Source organism: Sphingobacterium ginsenosidimutans (assembly GCF_039536865.1).
Classification (GTDB): Bacteria; Bacteroidota; Bacteroidia; order Sphingobacteriales; family Sphingobacteriaceae; genus Sphingobacterium; species Sphingobacterium detergens.
Genome location: NZ_BAAAZK010000008.1, coordinates 291,969 through 314,772, shown reverse-complemented (window position 1 = coordinate 314,772; position 22,804 = coordinate 291,969). Strand labels below are relative to the sequence as shown.

Annotated in this window: 15 protein-coding genes; 10 read left to right on the top strand and 5 right to left on the bottom strand. The window is 40.5% G+C overall.

Going from position 1 to position 22,804, the window contains the following annotated elements; all coding sequences use genetic code 11:
* Nucleotides 1–47: 47 nt before the first annotated feature.
* The gene (locus ABFX33_RS21705; RefSeq protein ID WP_257087076.1) at nt 48–1,490 is read left to right on the top strand and encodes a hypothetical protein; all 1,443 of its coding nucleotides are present in this window, start codon (nt 48–50) and stop codon (nt 1,488–1,490) included.
* Nucleotides 1,491–1,635: 145 nt separating this feature from the next.
* On the opposite strand, the gene ABFX33_RS21700 is transcribed toward ABFX33_RS21705, so the two are convergent.
* From ABFX33_RS21700 to ABFX33_RS21685, 4 genes are all read right to left on the bottom strand, one after another.
* Entirely contained in the window at nt 1,636–3,105 is a 1,470-nt protein-coding gene (locus ABFX33_RS21700) for a glycine--tRNA ligase (RefSeq protein WP_346088206.1), read from the bottom strand.
* A 90-nt stretch (nt 3,106–3,195) separates the two neighbouring features.
* A complete protein-coding gene (bcp, locus tag ABFX33_RS21695; protein WP_120260235.1) occupies nt 3,196–3,663 on the bottom strand; it encodes a thioredoxin-dependent thiol peroxidase in 468 nt (155 codons plus the stop codon).
* A 129-nt stretch (nt 3,664–3,792) separates the two neighbouring features.
* Nucleotides 3,793–5,517, bottom strand: coding sequence for a M23 family metallopeptidase (locus ABFX33_RS21690; protein ID WP_346088204.1), 1,725 nt, complete (start codon nt 5,515–5,517; stop codon nt 3,793–3,795).
* Nucleotides 5,518–5,526: 9 nt separating this feature from the next.
* Nucleotides 5,527–6,138 carry a fumarylacetoacetate hydrolase family protein gene (locus tag ABFX33_RS21685; protein ID WP_257097262.1) on the bottom strand — a complete coding sequence of 204 codons (612 nt, stop codon included), beginning with the start codon at nt 6,136–6,138 and terminating at the stop codon, nt 5,527–5,529.
* Nucleotides 6,139–6,498: 360 nt separating this feature from the next.
* On the opposite strand from ABFX33_RS21685, the gene ABFX33_RS21680 reads away from it, so the two are divergent.
* The 9 genes from ABFX33_RS21680 to ABFX33_RS21640 all read left to right on the top strand — a co-directional run bounded on the left by ABFX33_RS21680 (nt 6,499) and on the right by ABFX33_RS21640 (nt 21,613).
* Nucleotides 6,499–7,134: a hypothetical protein gene (locus ABFX33_RS21680; RefSeq protein WP_346088202.1), complete on the top strand. Its 636-nt coding sequence runs from the start codon at nt 6,499–6,501 to the stop codon at nt 7,132–7,134.
* A gap of 36 nt (nt 7,135–7,170) precedes the next feature.
* Nucleotides 7,171–7,830 carry an HAD family hydrolase gene (locus ABFX33_RS21675; protein WP_346088200.1) on the top strand — a complete coding sequence of 220 codons (660 nt, stop codon included), beginning with the start codon at nt 7,171–7,173 and terminating at the stop codon, nt 7,828–7,830.
* An 87-nt stretch (nt 7,831–7,917) separates the two neighbouring features.
* Nucleotides 7,918–8,406, top strand: a complete 489-nt coding sequence (locus ABFX33_RS21670; protein WP_346088199.1) for a gluconate 2-dehydrogenase subunit 3 family protein — start codon at nt 7,918–7,920, stop codon at nt 8,404–8,406.
* Between the two features lie 7 nt (nt 8,407–8,413).
* Complete coding sequence (locus ABFX33_RS21665) at nt 8,414–10,129, top strand: GMC oxidoreductase (protein WP_346088198.1); 1,716 nt, start codon at nt 8,414–8,416, stop codon at nt 10,127–10,129.
* 391 nt (nt 10,130–10,520) lie between these two features.
* Nucleotides 10,521–13,697, top strand: coding sequence for a SusC/RagA family TonB-linked outer membrane protein (locus ABFX33_RS21660; RefSeq protein ID WP_346088196.1), 3,177 nt, complete (start codon nt 10,521–10,523; stop codon nt 13,695–13,697).
* 17 nt (nt 13,698–13,714) lie between these two features.
* Complete coding sequence (locus tag ABFX33_RS21655) at nt 13,715–15,277, top strand: RagB/SusD family nutrient uptake outer membrane protein (RefSeq protein WP_346088195.1); 1,563 nt, start codon at nt 13,715–13,717, stop codon at nt 15,275–15,277.
* Nucleotides 15,278–15,778: 501 nt separating this feature from the next.
* The gene (locus tag ABFX33_RS21650) at nt 15,779–18,847 is read left to right on the top strand and encodes a SusC/RagA family TonB-linked outer membrane protein (RefSeq protein WP_346088194.1); all 3,069 of its coding nucleotides are present in this window, start codon (nt 15,779–15,781) and stop codon (nt 18,845–18,847) included.
* A 19-nt stretch (nt 18,848–18,866) separates the two neighbouring features.
* Nucleotides 18,867–20,507: a RagB/SusD family nutrient uptake outer membrane protein gene (locus ABFX33_RS21645; protein WP_346088192.1), complete on the top strand. Its 1,641-nt coding sequence runs from the start codon at nt 18,867–18,869 to the stop codon at nt 20,505–20,507.
* A 212-nt stretch (nt 20,508–20,719) separates the two neighbouring features.
* Entirely contained in the window at nt 20,720–21,613 is an 894-nt protein-coding gene (locus ABFX33_RS21640) for an alkaline phosphatase family protein (protein ID WP_346088190.1), read from the top strand.
* A 203-nt stretch (nt 21,614–21,816) separates the two neighbouring features.
* On the opposite strand, the gene nrdF is transcribed toward ABFX33_RS21640, so the two are convergent.
* Entirely contained in the window at nt 21,817–22,803 is a 987-nt protein-coding gene (gene nrdF / locus ABFX33_RS21635; RefSeq protein ID WP_257087099.1) for a class 1b ribonucleoside-diphosphate reductase subunit beta, read from the bottom strand.
* Nucleotide 22,804 lies beyond the last annotated feature (1 nt).

Sequence of the window (22,804 nt, the reverse complement as noted above, 5' to 3'; positions counted from 1 at the left end):
GTTAATTTTAATCTGCCGGTTAGTTAACTTATAAATCATTCATAATTATGAAAACGAAAACCCAGTCTACTTGGGGAATTTTTTCGTGCCTATTCATCGTGATTTTAGCCGTAGCACCATCCTGTAAGAAAAATACAAAACTTCCTGATGAAAGCAATGAGAAAACACATGCAGTAACCTTCAAAATCAAGGATTTTGAAACGATTGTCACACCCTTGAAAGCACAATCGCCTAGGTTTAAAAGTGCTTCGACCACCGGAAGCACCACCGAAAATCAACTCCTCTACCATTGGAATTTTGATAACGGTAACGCGGACCCGACCCTGGCGCTTGAGGATGCCGCTGTCATTGATTACAACAATGGTAAAACCGACTATAGCTATGTCGCCGGTTGGCCAACGTCCGGAAAAGGCATTAGTTTCAAAGGGGCCAAAGAGGTTTTGATCAAGATACCTGGTTCGGGTATCGCTACGTTAGCAAGTCTGTCTTTTGACGCCAATAGCTCCGGCACTGGGCCTCGTGCTTTACTGTTGAGTTATTCAACAGATCAAGGGGCAACATTCAAAAACCTCACGGATACCCTACATTATCCGCCAAATCTCACTACCTCCGCCAAATTTGTCGTGGAACAGTCGCTTCGGTCGATTAATCTGGTAGCCGCTCGGGAGTGTTGGTTAAAAATCGCCTTATTTTCGGGCAATAGGGAAGGCGGAAGTAACTATAACGAGAGTACAGGAACATTTAAAATGGACAATGTCAAGATTATGGGGACGACAGATCAATCGGTTCTGCCCGATAAATTGTATTACCATATCTTCGATGCCAATAGCAAGCTGCTGGTGAAGGCGGGTACACTCAATGCAAAAGAAAAGTTTAATATCGCTTTACCGATGGGAACGTACTACCTGAGCCTACTATCCAAAAATTCAGGTCTGCCCTTAATGATTCCGGCATCAGTGACGGATCTTAGGAGTCTATCAGTATCTAATGCTTTCAGTGAGCAGTCTGCTGCGATATTTGCGGTACGCGATACTTTTGATGTGAAAGAATCCATGGAAAGAGTATTGACGATGAGTCGTATTTATAGCGAGGTTAAATTTGAATGCACGGATGTCGAGGGGCTGGATCTTGTCGACAGCATTCAGATCAAACAGCTGCATAAACCCTTCCGATATTATCCTTTTGCAACTGGGGCAGATGAACAAGTGGATAAGACTCTCTTACGTATTATTCCCAATTTCAGCAGCAGCTCGAAAAGTTTTGTGTTTAATCAGTTTATGGGTGATCTCCCAGAAAATAAGATAGTCAAATACGAGTTGCACATTTTCAGAAAGGGGGAACTTATGCGCACATTTGACCTGGGCAGTGAAATTCGAAATAATGTACAGCTTCTATTTAAGGGAAAACTGCTCGATGGAGCAAATGGAAGTCAAGGCTTTCAGGTAATGAAAAATGAAAAATGGCGCGATAATGTAGTCATAGAATACTGATTAAAAAAGTCAATCCAACGCGCCAATTTGAATTAAATAAAATAGGGTTATCCCGTTCGGACAACCCTATTTTATTTAATTTTATTAGTATCCCCTTAGCGTCTTTTTGATAGGCTATTCTTCGTAAGGGGCTTTTGCTTATTTGTTATAACAATTTTTTTAGCAAAGTATTCCAACCTGCTAAATCATTTAAGATTCGTTCAAGATCAGCGATCGCTACGCGCTCTTGTTCCATGGTATCACGGTGACGGATTGTTACGGTATTATCTTCCAAAGAATCGTAGTCAACAGTAATACAGATTGGCGTACCGATTGCATCCTGGCGACGGTAACGTTTTCCGATCGCATCTTTTTCATCATATTGGACATTGTAATCCAATTTTAATGTATTCAGGATCTCACGTGCTTTTTCTGGTAAACCGTCTTTCTTCGTCAAAGGCAAAATAGCAGCTTTCACTGGTGCCAATGCTGCAGGGAATTTCAATACAACACGAGAATCTTGTTTGTCCGCTGTAGAAAGATCTTCTGTTACCAAAGAATTACATAGAACAGTTAAGAACAAACGATCCAATCCGATGGAAGTCTCGATGACATAAGGAATGTAATTTTGATTGATCTCCGGATCAAAATATTGCATTTTCTTTTTCGAAAATTCCTGATGCTGTTTCAAGTCAAAATCCGTACGGGAGTGGATACCTTCCACTTCTTTAAATCCGAATGGGAAGTTAAACTCGATATCCACAGCTGCATTGGCATAATGCGCCAATTTATCGTGGTCGTGGTAACGGTAGTTAGCCGGATCAAATCCTAGCGCTAAATGCCATTTTAAACGTGTTTCTTTCCATTTGTTGTACCACTCCAGTTCAGTGCCCGGACGGCAGAAGAATTGCATTTCCATTTGTTCAAACTCACGCATACGCATGATAAACTGGCGTGCAATGACTTCGTTACGGAAAGCTTTTCCGATCTGAGCAATACCAAAAGGAATTTTCATACGACCTGTCTTCTGAACGTTCAGAAAGTTAACAAAAATACCTTGGGCAGTTTCCGGACGAAGATAAACCTGATCTGCCCCATCTGCCATGGCGCCCATCTGTGTGGCAAACATCAAATTGAATTGACGTACTTCAGTCCAATTTTTGGTGCCTGAAACCGGACAAACGATATTATGCTCTTCAATGATTGATTTTAAACCAGCCAGATCGTCCGCGTTCAATGCCGTGTTTAACGCTTCTAAAAGCGCTGCTGCTTCTGTCGCCTTTCCGTCTGCTTCATAACGTGCAATTTTGTCTTCGATCAATTGGTCGGCACGGTAACGCTTTTTGGAATCTTTATTATCAATCATTGGATCATTGAACCCATCCACGTGACCAGATGCTTTCCATGTGGTTGGATGCATGAAAATTGCCGCGTCGATACCGACAATATTTTCGTGCAATTGCACCATGGATTTCCACCAATAAGTCTTTAGGTTGTTTTTAAGTTCAGAACCTAATTGACCGTAATCGTAAACGGCACTTAATCCGTCATATATTTCGCTCGATTGGAATACAAAACCGTATTCCTTCGCGTGTGATACTACACTTTTGAAAAAATCGTCTGTCTGTTTGCTCATAAGTGGCAAATATAGATATTAGTATTTAGATTTTAGTATTGCGTATTGAGTATTTAGATTTTCTCCCTATTCTTTATTCAAGCCTGAGACTTATTTAGTTATCCCTAAATCACGTATCTGTTGGGATGCATTCTTGTTGTCCACTTTTTTGATGATGTGCTGAATGATGCCCTGCTCATCGATCACAAAGGTAGTGCGTGCTGTACCCATATATTTTTTCCCGTACATGTTCTTCTCAACCCATACACCATAGGCCTCTACAAGGCTTTTGTCTTCATCCACAAGAAGTTGAAATGGTAGCTCGTGTTTGTTGATAAACTTTTGATGCGAAGCCTCGTTGTCAACGCTAACACCAATAATTTCAAAGCCATCTTTTTTCAGTGATTGATAGTTGTCTCTAAAATTGCAGGCTTCGGTCGTGCAGCCCGGAGTATTGTCTTTCGGATAGAAGTAGAGAATCACTTTTTTTCCTTTGAAATCTGAAAGATGGACCGTTTCACCATTTTGATTTTTTGCACTGAAATCCGGTGCCTGTTGTCCTATTTCTAGTGTTGCCATATGTAGTTTTATTTAGCCTATTAAGATACAATATTATTTGATGAAAATCCAGCATGTGCATTAGACTTGTTTCTAAAAATGATCCAAGAATAAAAGCACATGAAGGATGTACCACGTACAGCAGATAAACTATCTGCTGAAAGAGGTTTCGTATGTTTTTAAATTTCCTTTATTGTCTTTAACCTCTAATTTGAAACTGTGGGTGCCGCTGCTCAGATTGGATTCAAAGTCATGCCACAGATGTCTTGTTTTGGGATCATATTTCATCAAGGCCCATTTGCCATCTATATAGGCATCGAAGGTATCTATTCCTGAAAGATTATCACTGATGGTAAAATCTATGGAGCGTTGATTGGAAACATTCTTGCCATCGCTCAGGTTACGTGCACTGATGGTTGGGGCAATGGTATCAACAGCCACATAAAAGCCGCCAAATTCGCGCACATTGGCAACAACCCAGCCATTTTCGTATTTCCCACCCTGCGCTCCACCATCCGTGGAGACGATCAGCGCCTTGCTATATAAGCTCTCTGGTAAGCTATAATCTGGTTTGATCATCAGTTTGTAATAGCCGAATACAGGTGTATAAGAGTTGTGGATGTAATGCGCCGCTGAGTAGCCTTTGGCTGGTTTAGCACCTTGGGAATAATTGAAATAAAGGTCGTTATAGAGGATGTTTTTACCCATATAAACGCGGGCGTTTTCAGCCTCATATTTGTTTTCATCAGCATAATGAAACATTTTGAGCCCTTCGGCTGACTTACGGCTGATCGCTAAAGAAGGGTTGTTCTGTACCTTAAAATTAAGTTCGCTTTTGTTGCCCTGCACATCTTTGACGACGTATTTTACATCATGCACCTCATTGTCCTTTAATTCGATCATACCCAGGTTGTCCAGATGTTTATAGATATTGATCGGATTATTAGGGTCTTTAAAACTCTTCTGTACACGGACGCCAGATTTCTTTAGATAAGGGTAGTCTATATACGATTGAATCGCACGGGTCTGGTCAAAGGGGATGGATTCGAAGAGTACGGTGCTGATATTTTTATTGTCAAGGAATAATTCAATCGAATAAACACCATAGGTAAAGGAAATGCCACCACGTCTGTCTACAGTATTGATACCAAGACCAAAGGTGCCATTGACCGGAATAGGGGCACCTGATGTCAAACTATAATTTCCATCACCGATGGATCTGATCGTCTGGTGCCTGCGCGGGGTGTTCTCATCAAAGATTTCACGGCCAAGGTCATAAACTGTTATACCTCTGATCAATGGTTTTACTCCATCCGGAAATAACAGCCCAAACAATTGGGGATTCAATGGCAGTTGTGCTTTGGTATCGCGGATCTCAAAATGCAGGTGTGGTCCCGCTGAACCACCAGTATTTCCCGAGTTGGCAATAAACTCACCTTTTTTGACGGGTACTTGATTTGGCTTGAGAAAGACATCAACATCAAAGCGTTTTTGTTTGTACTGCTCGTCTTTTATAATTTTTGCCAGATCAGCATTGAAGCTCTCCAAGTGCATATACACGGAGGTAAATCCATTTGGATGGTCAATATACACGTAATTGCCGCCGCCACCGATCTGTACACGTACACGGGACACAAAACCTTCCGCCGCCGCGTGTACAGGAATATTGATGCGCTGTTGGGTGCGATAATCGTCGCCACCATGGAAATGTGTTGCCCGCAACTCACCAAATGAGCCCGATGCTTGGGGAGCGATATCCATTGGCCGTACAAAATAATTCTGCGGATAATTGCGACTTTTGATAATATCCTGTGCTTGGGCGAGGCTAAAGGCCAAGGTCAGTACACCAAGTAAAATTGCTGTTTTTTTTATCATCTCTCCTCCCTATTTGATTTTACAGCTAAACATCTTTTGTTCCCCAATAAATCCTTCCAAGAGATCACCGATTGCGACCGACCCAACACCAACCGGGGTACCGGTATAGATCAGGTCCCCTTTGCGTAAGGTAATAAATTTGGACGTATAGACAATTAGGTCTTCAAAGGAGAAAATCATATCCTTAGTATTGCCCTGTTGGACAGTTTGTCCATTTTGTTGCAGAGAGAAATCAATGGCATCGACAGCACCGATTTCTTCTTTCGGGATTAAATTGCTGATCACAGCGGAATGGTCAAAGGCTTTTGCCAGTTCCCAGGGAAGACTTTTCGCTTTAAGTTCCTGCTGTAGATCTCTTGCCGTGAAGTCGATTCCCAGACCGATCGCGTCATAATAGGTTGAGGCGAACTTGGGCGTTACATGTTTACCTTCCTTGCAGATCCGGAGAACAACTTCAGTCTCAAACTGAATGTTTTTGGAAAATTCTGGGTAATAGAAATCTTTATTGTCCTTTAAAACCGCAGTATCAGGTTTTAAAAATATGATGGGATTTTCGGGTACTGGATTATTGAGCTCTTTCGCGTGGTCGATGTAATTGCGACCTATAGCAATTATTTTCATGGATATAAATATATAATGACTGTGTCGAATCTCAAGGGCTGAACGGCGAAGTAGCATGTTTCGGATACCATTCTGTTTACCCTTTGAATCAACAAACTTAGCAAATGTACCATGTTTATCCAAAAAGTAAGGCAATGCCCTCCTGTTTTCTTAACTCCTGGTTAATATCATCATTGAAAATAATATGGGAATAACAGGGGGTTAATAGGGGGATAATAAGGGTATAACAGGGGTAAATCACTGTTAACCCTAAGTAAATACCCTGTAAAAATGTAGTTACAACAGTTTTAGATAAAACCTTGTTGCGATGGAGGTGTTTCTGTGTTAGAACGAATTGTTGAATACAATAAATGTAATTATATGGCAATCTTACATCATGGGCCAAATGGTCCAATCACAGGTAAATTTGGATCAGTCAATGCATATATGCTAAATGGCCAGAATGTTGCGCGGGGACCGCGTAAGAGACGTACTTCTCCACCGACAGAAAAAGAATTGTTGAACCGCAGGAAACAGAAAGTCGCTGGCGAATTTGCTAAATATAATCGTCCTATATTGGATTTTGGCTATCAATACCAAGTCAAAAAGGGTGATCGGATTGGAGCTTTCCAGCTTGCACAACGGCATGTTTTTACCGAAACACTGGAACTCGACGCGGAGAATAAGCCGTTTGTCAACCCAGAGAAACTCCTTGTGTTTGCAGGTAACTTGCCACCGTTAGCCGATTGTCAGATTGAGAAAGAGGACGATATGCTTCATCTGAAATGGACAGTTGACCCGATCTATGACGATCATCTATTTAAGGTCAATCTGGCGCTGATCAATCTCGATGCACCCGGTGATATGAAAACTGCGATAGCCGAGGTAAATAAGGGGTCTAGTTCACTCAGGATCCCTGGCTTGAGCCTGAAAAAATTTGATTATCACGTGTATGTTTGTGTATGGGATACCTTATTAGGCGAGTTTTCAAATTCTACCTATTGTGGCCTTGTGTAATAGGATTTTTCAGGGGACTTGTGTATCTTTAACACTATGAATAAACTACAAGCCGTATTGTTTGATTTGGATGGTACCTTAATTGATTCAGAATATTTCTATTTTAAAAATTGGGCACCTATCTTAAAACAAGAATTTGATCTAGAAATAAATTATGAAGATTGGATTCGGGATTTTGCCGGGCATACTTTAGCACATAATGTAAAACGTTTAGTTGAAGACTATGGGTACGATACGACCGAAGAGCACATGTGGAAAAGGACGCGTGCAGCCTATGCTGATTCTAATATGAGCGGTATCGAATTGATGCCTTTTGCCAAAGATATCTTGGTCTACCTCAAGGAAAATAACATCCGGATTGGACTGGTGACCTCGAGTTACCGCAGTACAGTGGATACAGTTTTGGGAAAACATGGATTGTTGGATTACTTTGAATTTTTTGTGACAAGGGAATGTGTGGAGTTCCCGAAGCCTAATCCGGAGCCTTATCGTTTGGCACTGTCGAAATTGGATTTACCGGGAGCGTCCTGTGTCGCAATTGAAGATACGATAACAGGAAGTAAATCTGCTTTGGGGGCTGGTTTACAGTTGATTGCTGTCACAAAACAACAGGTGGAGCGTGCTAGACTAACAGCTGTGGATAACATTGTGGAAAACTTGCAGCAGGCAAAGCAGCTATTATCCGACTGGATTTAAGGGTAATCGTATAATTTAATCGTTTTAGCATTTGTAATTTTATTCGGATATATGTAATATTACCGAATTGTAAAGGGAACTCTGATTATGAACCGTAGAACCGCAATAAAGCAATTTTTCATTATCGCAGGCGGACTGACTATTTTGTCATCCTGCCTGAATGATGGTGGTGCGTCTATTGTATTAAATAAGCTGAAATTATCAGCAGAAGATGAGCAGTTTTTAGCTGATCTGGTGGATGTCCTTATCCCAAAAACGGATACTCCGGGAGGGAAGGATCTAAACCTGCACCTGTTTGTGATCAAGATGGTGGATGATTGTGAGTCGCCGGAAAACCAGGAGAAATTTGTCTCTGGTTTTAACAAACTCAGAAAACAGCTGAATTTGGCCAATGGCAAAGAGACAGAGAATAAATTAGCCAACCTGAGCGATAAAACGGATGAAAAGACTTTTTTTGACATCTTTAAATCACGTGCGATCCAGGGCTATATGAATTCAGAATATGTGATGAAGAATAAGGTGATCTATAAGCTTATTCCGGGACCGTACAATGGTGCGGTGAAAATTAATGGATAAATCCAATATGGCAAATCTAAATATTGACAGTGAAAAAAATAGGACCTATGATGCTATCGTGATAGGTTCGGGAATTAGTGGCGGCTGGTCTGCAAAGGAATTATGTGAGAAAGGACTAAAGACCCTGGTATTGGAACGTGGACGTGATGTGCAGCATATTAAGGATTATCCAACCACGAATATGATGCCTTGGGAGTTTGAACATCGAAATGAGATGCCTTATAAGGTGAAAGAGGAGAATCCGATTGTCAGCAAATGTTATGCTTTTCATGAAGATGCCGCACATTTCTTTGTGAAAGATAAGGAGCACCCCTATATACAGGAAAAACCTTTTGATTGGATCCGAGGATATCAGGTTGGCGGAAAATCTTTGCTATGGGCGAGACAGACGCAACGTTGGTCAGACTTTGACTTTGAAGGTCCCGCGCGTGATGGTTTTGCCGTAGATTGGCCTATACGCTATGCTGATTTAGCGCCTTGGTATGCTTATGCAGAGAAGTTTGCCGGTATCGCCGGAGATCATGATGGACTGCCAGAACTGCCAGATGGTGAATTTTTGCCCGGTTATCCGTTAAATATTGTAGAGAAGTATTTTAAAGAGAAAGTTCAGAAAAAATTCCCGGAACGTAAGGTGATCTCTGCACGTTGTGCACACCTTTCCAAGCCCAACCAGATTCACATCGATCAAGGCCGTGTACAATGCCAAAATCGTGTACTCTGTCAGAGAGGATGTCCTTTTGGAGGGTATTTCAGTTCCAATGCAACGACAATTCCTTGGGCTGCTAAAACCGGAAATATGACTCTTCGTCCACATTCGGTGGTTCATTCTATCCTGTACGATGAACAGAAAGGAAAAGCTGTAGGTGTTCGGGTCATTGATACAGATTCCAAAGAGGAGATTGATTTCTATGCAAAATTGATTTTTGTCAATGCAGCTGCCATCAATACCAATCTGATCTTGTTGAATTCCAAATCTAACCGCTTTCCAAATGGTTTAGGAAATGACAGTGGAGTATTGGGTAAATTTGTCGCTTTCCACAACTATAGTGCACGTATTTATGCCGAATACGAAGGACTGTTGGATTACACCGCAGAAGGGAGAAATCCTGCCGGCGGTGGATATATCCCTCGCTTCCGCAACCTACATAAACAGGAAACAGATTTTTTACGCGGCTATGCGGCAGGTTTTGGTGCATCGCGTAGTAAAGAATCAGACCGCTCTGGCTTAGGATTAGGACTTAAAGAGAATTTGTTAAACCCGAAATTGGGGATTTGGCAGGTTGGTTCACATATGATGGGTGAGACCATACCAAAAGAATCAGGCATGGTGTCTTTAGATGCTAGTAAAACAGATGATTGGGGAATTCCATTGTTGAAGATTGCCGTCGATTATGATGACAATGACGAAAAAATGAAAAAAGATTATATTTCGGTCATGACCGAAATGTTTACCGATGCCGGTTTCACGAATATTCGACCGGATACACATTGGCAAGCTCCGGGGCTGGACATCCATGAGATGGGCGGCGCACGCATGGGGCACGATCCGAAAACATCTGTATTGAACAAATGGAACCAGATGCATGCGGTAAAAAATGTTTTCGTTACGGATGGTGCCTGTATGACTTCAACATCAACGCAAAATCCTTCATTGACCTACATGGCGTTCTCAGCACGTTCCGTGGATTATGCCATCAGTGAAATGAAGAAGGGAAATATATAGCTTCAACTGGGAAAGATTTTGGAAATAAATCTTTCCCAGTTGAAATTAAAACACTAAATTACAGCCTTAATTAAGATATTAACACCAGAAAAACATAACCAAGTAAGAAAAGAAAAACAGAAACTAAACAGTATAAACCAAACGAACAAACCAAATTTTTTTACAAAAAAAGCAAAAGCGATTTAGCATTTTTTCTGTACTTATGGCGATCAATTAAACTGAGATAAAATTGATGCTTTGAGGGAAGGGATATTAAATCGAAAAAATTATAATGGAAGGGATTATGAGCTAAAACCTTTTATTGTAATCGATTATAAGGGAAAACTAAATTAAACTAAACGTTTCTAGTATTATTTGCTAAAACGTTTTTATAAACCAAATCACTATTAATATGAGCACAGTTGACGTAAAATCATTTGTGCAGCTTGGGAAAAAATCAAAGTTATTTTTTTCATTAGCTGTCATTGCTGGTACATTTCAACAAGTCAATGCCGCTGTAGCAACTTCAGCAAATTACGAAGGTAAATCCTTCGTAAAAGAAGTTCGTAATCTGCAGCAACAATTGAAGGGAAAAGTACTGGATGCTACCGGAAAACCTCTTGTAGGAGCCACTGTAGCAGTTAAGGGAACCTCGAATGGTACCCAATCAGACGCACAGGGGAATTTCTCTGTGGAAGCAAAATCTGGTGACGTGCTGGTTGTTACTTCTGTCGGTTATAAATCGAAAGAGGTGACAGTGGCCGGTACTACCATCACCGTACAATTGGAAGAGGATCAGGGCCAATTGGATGAAGTCGTTGTTGTTGGTTACGGTACAATGCGCAAATCGGATGTAACCGGTTCCATTGCGATGGTCAAAGGTGCTGACATGATTAAAGATCAAAGTTTTAGCCCTTTGGATGCTTTGAGAGGTAAAGCATCAGGGGTAAACATTTTCTCTAATTCGAGCCAGCCTGGCGCTTATGCGAATAGGGTGGTGATTCGTGGTGTTGCGACAATCAACTCCTCTTCAAACCCACTATATGTAGTGGATGGTGTTGTGATGGAGGATTTCCATTTGCTGAATCCGAATGATATTGAAAACATCGAAGTCTTAAAAGATGCCTCTTCAGCAGCCATCTACGGTGCTCGTGGAGCGAACGGTGTTATCTTAGTAACAACAAAACGTGGAAGTAAAGACGGAACACGTACAATCAGTTATCAAGGATCGGCTGGTGTAAGTTCTGTACAGCGCTATATGGATGTATTGAATGCACAGGAATGGGTTGATGCCTTCATGATCGGTCTGGAAAATGAAAATAAATATGCTGCACAATTTTTAAAAGATAGAGATAAAAACTGGACCCCTTGGTCATTAAATAAAAAAGACTGGTTCAATGATCCAAACTACTTTGATGGCAATGGAAATCCATTATATGATACAGATTGGCAGCGGGAAGCAACAAGAACGGCCATTTCACATAATCACCAGTTAAATGTACAGCAAGGTGATGAGAAGTCGTCGGTAGGCGCTTTCTTAAACTATACGGATCAACAGGGTGTAGTAAACAATACCTGGAACAAACGTGTGAATGGGAAGCTATCTTATGATGCCAAGCCTACCTCTTGGTTGTCTACAGCTATTAATATGACGGTTAATCATACTTGGGGACGGTATACCCCTGAAGATGGAGGCGGTCAGGAAGCGCGTCGGACGATGATCGAAATGCTGCCTTGGTATCCTGTATATGATCAGAATGGTCAATATACCAATTCCTCCTCTTCTACGGTTTCCGAGAAATTAGGGTTTGAAGGAATGGCGAATCCGGTGTCCATCTTGGATCTACAAAAGAGAATGCGTTACAATACACAAATCTTTGGAAATGCCGCATTGACCTTCCACTTGGCAGATGGCTTGGATCTGAAGACCCAATTGGGGATAGATAGCCACCGAAAAATCTATAAGGGGTACTCTTCGATATCCTTGAACAATATTTCCAGACCAAATGGATGGGCTGAAATCAATAATACCAATACGCTTTACTGGCAAGAAGAAACTTATTTGACCTATAATAAGCAATTCGACAAACATCGGATCAATGCAATGGCCGGTTTGTCATGGCAGGCAAGAACTTACGATAATGACCGTTCAAGGACAACAGGTTTCTTTGATGATTTTTACGAATATAATAACTTAGGCATCGGTATTACACCTGATCCACCAGCATCAGCCTGGAACAGATGGGCGATGAACTCCTATTTCCTGCGTGCGGCCTATTCATACGATGACCGTTATTCAGCGACCGTTACAGGCCGTTACGATGGTTCGTCCAAATTTGGTAAAAACAACAAATATGCCTTTTTCCCATCCGTAGGTTTAGCATGGAATGTCTCCAATGAAGACTTCTTGAAAGGAAGTGAATCTGTCAGCAATATGAAATTGCATACCAGTTTTGGTATGACGGGTAACTCTGAGATCGATCCGTACAAATCACTGGCTATTGTGGATGCTGGAACCATCTTGTTAGATAATAATCGGGCACCATATTCTTTTGTCAATACCATTGCCAATCCCGATCTAAAATGGGAGAAAACAGCGCAGTTTGATGTTGGTGTAGAATTGGGATTATGGCAGAACCGGTTGAATTTTGACGTTTCTTATTATCGTAAAAAAACCACAGATCTATTGTTGGATGCACCGTTACCAACGGCTTCTGGATTTAGTACTGTCATGAAAAATATCGGTTCTGTCCAAAACCAGGGTTTGGATATTATGGTTAACGGAACGATTATAGACAACGAAGACTTCAATTGGAAAGCGTCCGTGAATGCCAACTACAATAAAAATAAAGTATTGACATTGGGTGAGAATAATGCGGACATCCTGATGAATAGCTGGGTAGGCGGTGCGAATAGTATTATTCGCGTGGGTGAAAACTTAAATAGCTTTTATGGTTATAGAAGGTTAGGTGTTTATACACAGGCTGACGTGGATGCCGGAGAAGCGAAACTGGAAGATATTGGCCGAGCGAAACGCACCAAAGAGAAGGAAATTATTGGTAAAGGATTACCAGATTGGACGGGAAGCTTCGTGAATAATTTAAGATACAAGAATTTTGACTTTACACTCGATCTTCAATTTGTGAAAGGCGTAGAGATTATGCAGCAATTCTTCCACTCCACTTATGACCGTTTTGGTATTACCAACGGCTTGAAAGAGATCTTGACAGACGCTTATAATGGTTCAAATCCGAATACAAAGGAGCAAGCGATTTATCTAACCAATGGCGGACACCGTGGACAGGACTCTAATGTTGACGATGCTTGGATTGCAGATGGATCTTACCTGCGTGTCAATTTAATTCAGCTTGGGTATACCTTTAAACCTGATGCGCTGAAACGTATTGGTCTACAGCGATTAAGAATCTATGCAAATGCGAACAATCCGTTCTTATTTACTTCGAACGATTTCAAAGGGTATGATCCAGAGAGTACTTCGCAAGGGGAAGGTAAATTTGGACAAAATATGACCTTTTTCGCATATCCAAGAGCGAAAACTTTCTCGTTGGGGGTAAATGTTACATTTTAATCTAGAACTTATCAAAAATGAAAAATAAATTATTTCTGTTGTTGCTAGCCGGCATGGCTTTGACAACATCTTGCAATAAATTTTTGGAAGAGGAGCCAAGGTCCAATTTATCCTTGGAACAGTATTATGCAAATGATGGCCAAGCAATGGCAACGGTGAATTCGCTTTACCGCCGTGGGGCTCCATCACGCTACTCTGTTGCCGCAAGTGCTTATGTGGGGCCTACAGCTTCAATTAACACGATGCTCACTGGTTATTTTATCAATACCTATGAAGGTCAGGAGCAAATCTGTTTGTTTGCGAGACAGCTGACAAGACAACAAAATACCAGTGTGGTATCGAGCACGATGAATACGATTTGGGATGAAAGCTATAAAGCGATCAATATCGCCAATGCGGGTGTCAAATATATACCTGGGATCAATATGGATGAATCCCGGAAAAAGACCTTATTGGCCGAAACAAAGTTCTTCAGAGCGTACAATTATTTTTATCTGGTTAAAACATTTGGTGCAATTCCGCTATCAGTGAAACCAAATGAGACGCTGGCAGACGAGCTTTATTTAGATAGAACAGATGTTGCTAAAGTTTATGAGCTGATTGAAACGGATCTGAAAGATGCTGTCGCTGATTTGCCTGCGGCTACCTTTGCTGCAAGGGGACACCGTATTGGGAAGTATGTCGCCGCAATGACCCTGGCGAGTGTTTATTTGCAACAAGGTAAATATGCTGATGCGGCAGCTGCGGCTAAGATCGTCATCAATTCACCACATAAGATGACAGCCAATGTGGATCTGCAATTCAATAGCGCGTACAATAAGTTGCGCACTACCGATGATCTTGAAGAAGTAATTTACGCACAAGAGTATGATGCGACAATCAACAATAGTGGTTGGTGGACAACTTATGCTTTTAGTTCTTCGGCTACTTCGGTTTTTGACAAATATTCAATTTTTGAACGAATTTATGGCCCGACTAATCAGTTCTTGAATGCCTATAATACGAAAGATTTACGTATTCAACCGAATCAGTTTTTCCATTATAAATACACCAATCCGGTAAATGGTAAAACCTGGACTTCGGATGTACCGGGCATTTGGTATTACTTTGACGAGCAAGCGGCAACCGTAACGGGTCGCGGAACCAAAGACTGGAATTTCTACCGTTTCCCTGAAGCCTTGTTGACCGCAGCAGAAGGTATTGCCAAATCAACTGGCGTTAGTGCAGAAGCAGCTGGTTATCTAGCTCAGGTAAAGGCTCGTGCAAATACCGAAGGAAAAACAGTTGCCACATGGACAACAGAATTACAGGCCTTATCCGCAGATGATTTTGTCAAAGAATGTTGGAGAGAACGGTTGCGGGAGTTCCCATTGGAATTCAAGATGTGGGATGATATCCTACGGACGAAGATGTTCCCTGTAATTTCTACGACAGAAGCTGGTAAAATAGATTTCGTTCCTTTAGTGGGCGCGAAAAACGCCTCTGGAGCAACTTTTAAAGAATCTGATTTATTGTGGCCTATCTCGCCTGATGAGATCCAACGTAACAATAAATTGACCCAGAATCCAGGGTATCAATAGAAAAAAGTAAGCGTTAGCTTCCTTAGCGAATAGAATTGGGTTCATTGATTAGAGGTTTGCCTCTTCTCGATGAATCCATTTTTATTTAGCTCAAATATGAAGTATTTTCCTTTGGATCAATTCGAAATACGTATAATATTTATTTTAAAATGCCTTTTTGATTTAAGTTTAAAAATACCTACCTTAACATCATAATCAGACACTTAAACTAAAAAATAAACCAAAGGAGAAAAATCGACACGACACCTAATGAACTTTTCGTTTTTTTATTTAGGTAGCAAAACCGTTTTTGCAACACTTAAATCGGTGGTGTATCGGTTGTCTATATTCAAGGTAAATTTTTATGATTTTTTGAAAAATAATTGCCACTCGAAATGTAAGCTATGCCGCAAGGTGTATAATTAGCAACATTCGATCCAATAATTATGAATGAAACACTAATTGATAAAACGTTTTATTACTAATGCTAAATCGTTTTATAAACCCAAATCACTAATTTATATGAGCAAAATTGAATTAAAAACAGTTGCGCGACTAGGAAAACAGACAAAATTATTTTTCTCTTTAGTCGTTATCGCAGGAACAATTCATCAGGCTGCTGCTGTTACTTATTCGAACAGTAGAATTTCGATGAAAAGAACTTCCAAGACGCTGAACAAACTTCAGCAAGAAATCAAAGGCCGAATAGTAGACGAATCAACAGGAAAACCTGTTTCAGGTGTCTCCATCCGTGTCAAAGGGACAACGCTGGCGACTCAAACTAACGCGCAGGGAGATTTCAACATTGATGCTAAAGTTGGCGCGATACTTACCATTTCTTCGATTGGATATAAGCCGATGGAAGTGCCAATAACCACTGTGTCGGGTATGGTGGTGAAAATTTCAGCTGAATCAGATCAACTCGAAGAGGTTGTTGTGGTCGGTTATGGAACATTAAAATCCAAAGAAGTCACCTCAGCAGTCGCGCATGTTGACTCTACGCAATTTAATCAAGGTGGAGCTAGAAATCCTTTGGATTTAATTGCAGGAAAAGTCGCCGGTCTGCAGGTTACCAGGACGGGTGGGGCTAATCCTAATTCAAGTCCGGCGGTTCAACTGCGGGGAGTTGTATCAGTAACAGGATCGCAATCTCCACTGTATGTTATAGATGGAATTCCCGGCGGTAATATGGATCTGCTCCAACAAGATGATATTGAATCCATCGACGTCCTTAAAGATGGTTCAGGGGCGGCAATTTACGGATCTAGTGCCAATGCGGGTGTGATTTTAATTACTACAAAAAAAGGAAAACGTGGTGTCTCGCAATTCTCTTACAATAGTTATGTTCGGAAGGAATTTTTGGCAAGAAAACCCGATGTAATGACGCCGCAGGAATTTAGAGATAAAATTAACGGTGGTGAAATTAACCAAACTGATTTTGGATCGAGTACTGATTTTTTTGGAGATTTAATTAACGATGATAATATTTCGAACTACCAAAATTTTTCGATGATGGGAGGTGGTGAAAATAGTAGTTATCGAGCGAGTGCATTTTATCGTAATCTTCAGGGAATCGCTTTGGAGAATGGGCGAAAAGAATATGGTGGACGGATAAACGTTAATCAAAGGGGACTCAATAACCGGCTAAACATACAATTGAATTTGGCGACCAATATCAATAACGCAAATTTACTCGGTGGAGGTGGTTGGGAAAGCGAAGCCTACAAAAACCCGACCTTATCAAATTTCAATCCGGATGGAACATATCGTTTCGATTTAACAAGTACGAACGAATATGCTCGATTACAACAGGAAACCTCTAAAAGGAAACAGCAAACTTCTTCAGGCGATATAAAAGCTGATATTGATATTATTTCGGGTTTACGGGGAAGCATTTTCGGCTCTTTTCAGCGAAATTCATATAATGATAGCCAATATGCAAGCCAATTGAGTGAGAATTCGGTGGAAAATACAGATTTTCCTGAAGGAGGCTGGGCGGCTAAGAGTGATTTTTTATCTCAATCCTATGCTTTCGAACCGACCTTACAATATAATAAACTGATCAATACCAATCATAATATCACAGCAATCGCTGGTTACAGTTACCGTTATTATATCGAAGAGGGAATGGGAGGTGAAAATAGAGGATTCATCAACGATATCTTCCATGAGGATAATCTGGGTGAAGGAACCGCCTTGATAACAGGTAAATCAGGATTGTCAAGTTTTAAGAATGATAATAAAACCATTGCCTTTTTTGGTCGGTTAAATTATAGTTTTGCAGATAAATACCTGTTACAGTTTATTTTACGAAGAGAAGGGTCTTCCAGGTTTGGAGATAATAATAAATGGGGTAGTTTCCCAGCGGTATCCGCAGGTTGGAATATTTCCAACGAGGATTTTATGAAAGATCTAACTTTTATTAATTTCTTAAAGCTCAGGGTAGGTTATGGTGTGACAGGAAATTCAGGTTTTGCAAACAATGCTTCGCGGGTGACGCTTGGCGGCGGAGGAAGGTATTTATATCCTGATGGCCAGTACCGGGAAACCTATGGACCAACGCGAAATCCAAATCCAAACTTGAGATGGGAAACAAAGCGTGAAACAAATATTGGATTGGATTTTACTTTATTCAACAATAAATTGACGGGTGCGTTGGATTTGTACAACCGGACTACAAAAGATTTGTTGGATACCTATACCACGCCGCAACCACCTTATATCCAAAGCACAATCTATGCGAATGTTGGCCAGATAACATCCAAAGGGATCGAGCTGGCATTTAATTACAAGGCAATAACTGGACCTGATTTTAGATGGAACTTTGATATTGCGGCTAGTACCAATAAAAATACACTGGATTCCTACTCCAATGATATTTATAAGGTAAAATATAAGACATTTGGTGGCATTGGTGGTGCCGGTGACCTCGGTGATGCTTATACGACCTATGAAGGACATAAAATAGGTGAGTTTTTTGGAAAGAAATTCGCCGGATTTAATGATGATGGTAAATGGCTGTTTTATGATCGGGATGGTAACAAGGTCTTAAATGCCGATATCAATGTGTCGCGAAATGATTTGTCGCAGTCAGATTATCAAGTATTGGGTAATGCCGTTCCAAAGTATTATTTAAGTTTCACCAATAATTTCCAGTACAAAGCCTTTGATCTACGTGTTTTTATGAGGGGTAAATTTGATTATAAGATTTTAAATACTGCGGCATTGACTTATGGAAATAAAACCTGGAGCGGTAACCTTTTAAAAGACACCTTTACAAAATATGCAGGTATTAATGATACATATATGTATTCAGATTATTATTTGGAAAATGGTAGTCATTGGAAAATTGATGAAATTACTTTGGGGTATAATTTCCGATTTGCAAACAAGGCAATCAGAAATCTACGTGTTTATTTTACGGGCCAAAATCTGATTACCATTACGAAGTATTCAGGCAGTGACCCTGATTTTATATCTGATACAGGTATGGGGAATACCGATGCAAATGGCCGAGCCTTGGGAATTGACAATAGGGGAGCTTATCCGAGTACAAGATCATTCTTATTGGGCTTAAACTTAAATTTTTAAACATTAAGGAATAAAAAAAATGAAAATAAAATTTCTAAAATATACTAAACTGATATTCGCTTTAGGGGCTATTTCTTTCTATGGTTGTACTGATCTTAAAGAGAAAGCATATGATGAAATGTTGACAGATGATTTTTATAATAATAAAAATGAGGTACTTTCAGCTGTATTAAGACCTTATACGCATGCGAATGCTTGGGTTACGCCTTCTGGCCAAGATGGGTGGTGGCGGGCCGCCGAGCTCTCAGGTGATCAATTGGCTTGGCCAACAAAAGGCCGTCATGGCGAAGACGGTGGGAAGTGGAAACGATTCCATTATCATACCTGGACTGTTGATGAAGGGGGGCTCAACAACGCATGGTCTCTGATGTATTGGGGAATGGGACTCTGCACCGATCCCATCGAGAATATTGAAAAGCGGGAAGCCTCGAAAATGGGAATTTCAGAAACGGAGAAAGCATCGTTTATCGCGGAATTGAGACTTCTAAGAGCATTTCATTATCTTAAATTGATGGACTTGTTTGGCAATATACCTGTGGTGACAAAGGTTGGTGAGCCTTTACAGCCCGAAACATTGTCCAGAACTGAAGTGTTCAATTTTATTGAGAAAGAAATTTTGGATAATATAAATAACGCACCCAAGCTATCGAAGGCGATGATGGGGCGGATGTCGCAGGCCGGAGCGTATGCAATGCTCGTGGAGTTGTATTTAAATGCCGAAGTATGGACAGGAAAAGCACGTTGGGATGACTGTATTAATGCAGCAAACAAACTTATCAATGGTGAGGGGGGCGCACAAAATGGAACAATGGCATTAGATAAAAATATTAGCGATCAATTTATAACAACAAATGATCTCTCTAAAGAAGTTATCTTTTCAATAGCCTACGATTACACAACAGCTAAATTTGAGCCCTCTTGGACAGGTGAATTTTATCATTTCAAGCAGCGTGAAATTTATGGTGGTGGACGGAATGGTAATGACGGAATCGTATTGATTCCAGGGGTATTCAGCAAATATGAGGACGCTGATTTGCGTAAAAAACAATGGTTTTGGGAAGGTCCAATGGTTAATTTCGAAACAAATGCACCAGTTACCGGATCCGAAGAATACGCAGGAAAACAATTGGTCTTTGTCGACAATATTCAGCGTAATTCTAAAGGCTCTACTGTTTCAAATATGAGCGAAGGGGAAGAAAATAGTGGTGTGCGATTCAATAAATATAAACTTGGAAATCAAGTAAAAGGATTTGATGGCACAGCGGTAGATCCCAATTACAATAATACAGATTGGAATATTTACCGGTTGACCTGGATTTATTTTGCGAAGGCGGAAGCGCTGATCCGTAAGAATGGCGGGACAGCTCCACAGGAAGCAGTTGATTTAATTAACAGCTGTAAAAAGAGAGCTTTTTCTGAAGCCGATTGGCCTTTATTCAGCTATACAACAGCGACATTGACCCTAACGGAGCTTTTGGCTGAAAGGGGAAGGGAATTTATATTTGAAGGGTTTAGAAGAGATGATCTGATTCGGTTTGGCAAGTTCTATTCGGAATCATGGTGGGATCATAAGCCTTCAAATGAAAGCAAAGTGCTGTATCCAATCCCACAAAGGCAATTGGATTTAAATCCCAACTTAAAGCAAAATCCGGGTTATTAGTATTTAAATAAAATAATAAACCACGGAAATTAGCCTATTATTGGCTACAATGTCTTTGAGAAAGCCGCTAGGATTTTTTTCTAGCGGTTTTTTTTGCACCGGGAATCCTCTGTAACATGTTGGTTAGGTATATTAAATAATGTTTACTTAACATAATAGATAAAATAAAGTTTTTATTTTTGAATTATTAAGTCTTTGAAAGCTCAACAATTATGAAAATTAGAAATTTATTATTGCCATTCCTTTTGATAGGTCTATCTACCTCGGGTGTGATGGCACAAAGTAAAAAAATCAAACATGTCGTTTTAGTGGGATTCGATGGATTCGGTGCTTATGCCTTGCCTAAAGCTGAAATGCCAAATCTTAAAAAGATGATGCAAGACGGAACCTATAGTACACATGTGCGTACCGTTTTACCTTCGTCAAGTGCGGTGAACTGGGCTTCCATGTTGATGGGGGCTGGGCCGACAACACATGGTTATACCGAATGGGATAGTAAGACGCCTGAAATCCCTTCAACTGTGAAAACTGAAAATGGAATGTTTCCTTCTTTGTTTAATGCTGTAGCCCAGAAAAATCCTAAAGCTCAATTTGCTGTGGTACATAGCTGGCCTGGGATAGGATATTTGATTGACAATAAAGTCGTTCAAAAAATCATTAATACCAAGGATGATGATGAAGCAGCATTGAATACCACTGTCGATATCATCAAAAAAGAGAAACCGACGATTACTTTTGTACATTTCGACCAACCCGATGGCGTTGGTCATAATATAGGGCATGATACGCCAGAATACTACGCTGAACTAAAAAATGTTGACCGACGGATCGGAACTTTACAACAAGCCGTCAAGGATGCAGGTATCGCTGATGAAACCATCTTTGTTGTTGCTGCAGACCATGGTGGAACGGGTAAAGGCCATGGCGGTAAATCCTTGGCAGAAGTTGAGATTCCTTGGGTGATGACGGGGCCGGGCGTACCCAAAGGTAAAGAGATCAAAGGGACGGTCATGATTTATGATATCGCACCTACATTGACCTGGTTGCTTGGCGCACCGCTTGATGCTGCTTGGCGTGGTCAGGCAATTAAAGCTTTTCAGCAATAACATACATTTGCCCAATAAAAAACCTTTAGTTTTCACAAACCTCAATAGCTATGAAAGTCGACTGAAGGTTCTTTCTGCGAATAAACTGAACGTAGCAAGCGCATTGATACCTTGGTGAAAAATAAAAAGCAGACAATGCAGAAATAAAAAATCCCCAGAAGTTTTCGCTTCTGGGGATTTTTTATTGGAACTATTGATAATCGTTATATATCAACAACTACATCCATTTTGAAGTCATCATCTTTTAGATGGACGATCTCTGTCGCTTTTTCGTAGTTTGTCGATTTCTTAGAGAAGAAGTCGTGTTGTGTCGTTTCTGTATTCAAGCCATTCAATACAATTGGGTTGACTTGTTTTACTTCAAAGATCGGATCAAAACCTAAGTTCATCAATGCTTTGTTTGCATTGTAACGAACATATTCTTTCACCTCAGCAGTCAAGCCTACCTCAGTGTAGATCTCTTCTGTATACTTCAACTCGTTTTCATACAAGTTATAAAGTAAAGCCAAGAAACGTGCTTTTACCTGATCTTGATTTTTTAATTTTTTGAATTGATCCTGTGCCATCAATCCTACGAATACACCGTGAATAGATTCGTCAGCAACGATTTTCTTGATGATATCGGCAGAAGCAACCATTTCACCTTGACCACATAACCACAATGGTAGGAAGAATCCCGAATAGAACAAGAAAGATTCCAATAATACGGAAGCAGCCATAGCCATGTAGATCTCCTCATCGGAGGCATCTTCTTTATCGATAGCACGGTAATAACCGTCAATCATCTGCGCTTTGTACTGTAGGTATTTATTTTGTTGAACCCACTCGAAGATATCATTGATTTCAGCTGTCGTTGAAACCGTTGTGAAAATAGTAGAATATGATTTCGCGTGAATGGCCTCCATCATACACATATAGGATAATACAGCTTTATTCTGTAAAGTATCTATGTGGTCGATGATTTTTGGCATACCTGTATGACTCTGTAAGGTATCTAACAGGGTCAAACCACCTAATGCTTTTTTATAGGCATCTTTCATTTCTGGGCTGATACGTTTCCAACTATCGATATCTTTTGATGGAATGTATTCAGTGTCAATCCAGAATTGACGAATGTTTTGTTCCCAGAACATCAATACATAATCGTTCTCAGGAGTATTCCAATTGACAGCTTTATATGTTTTACTCATT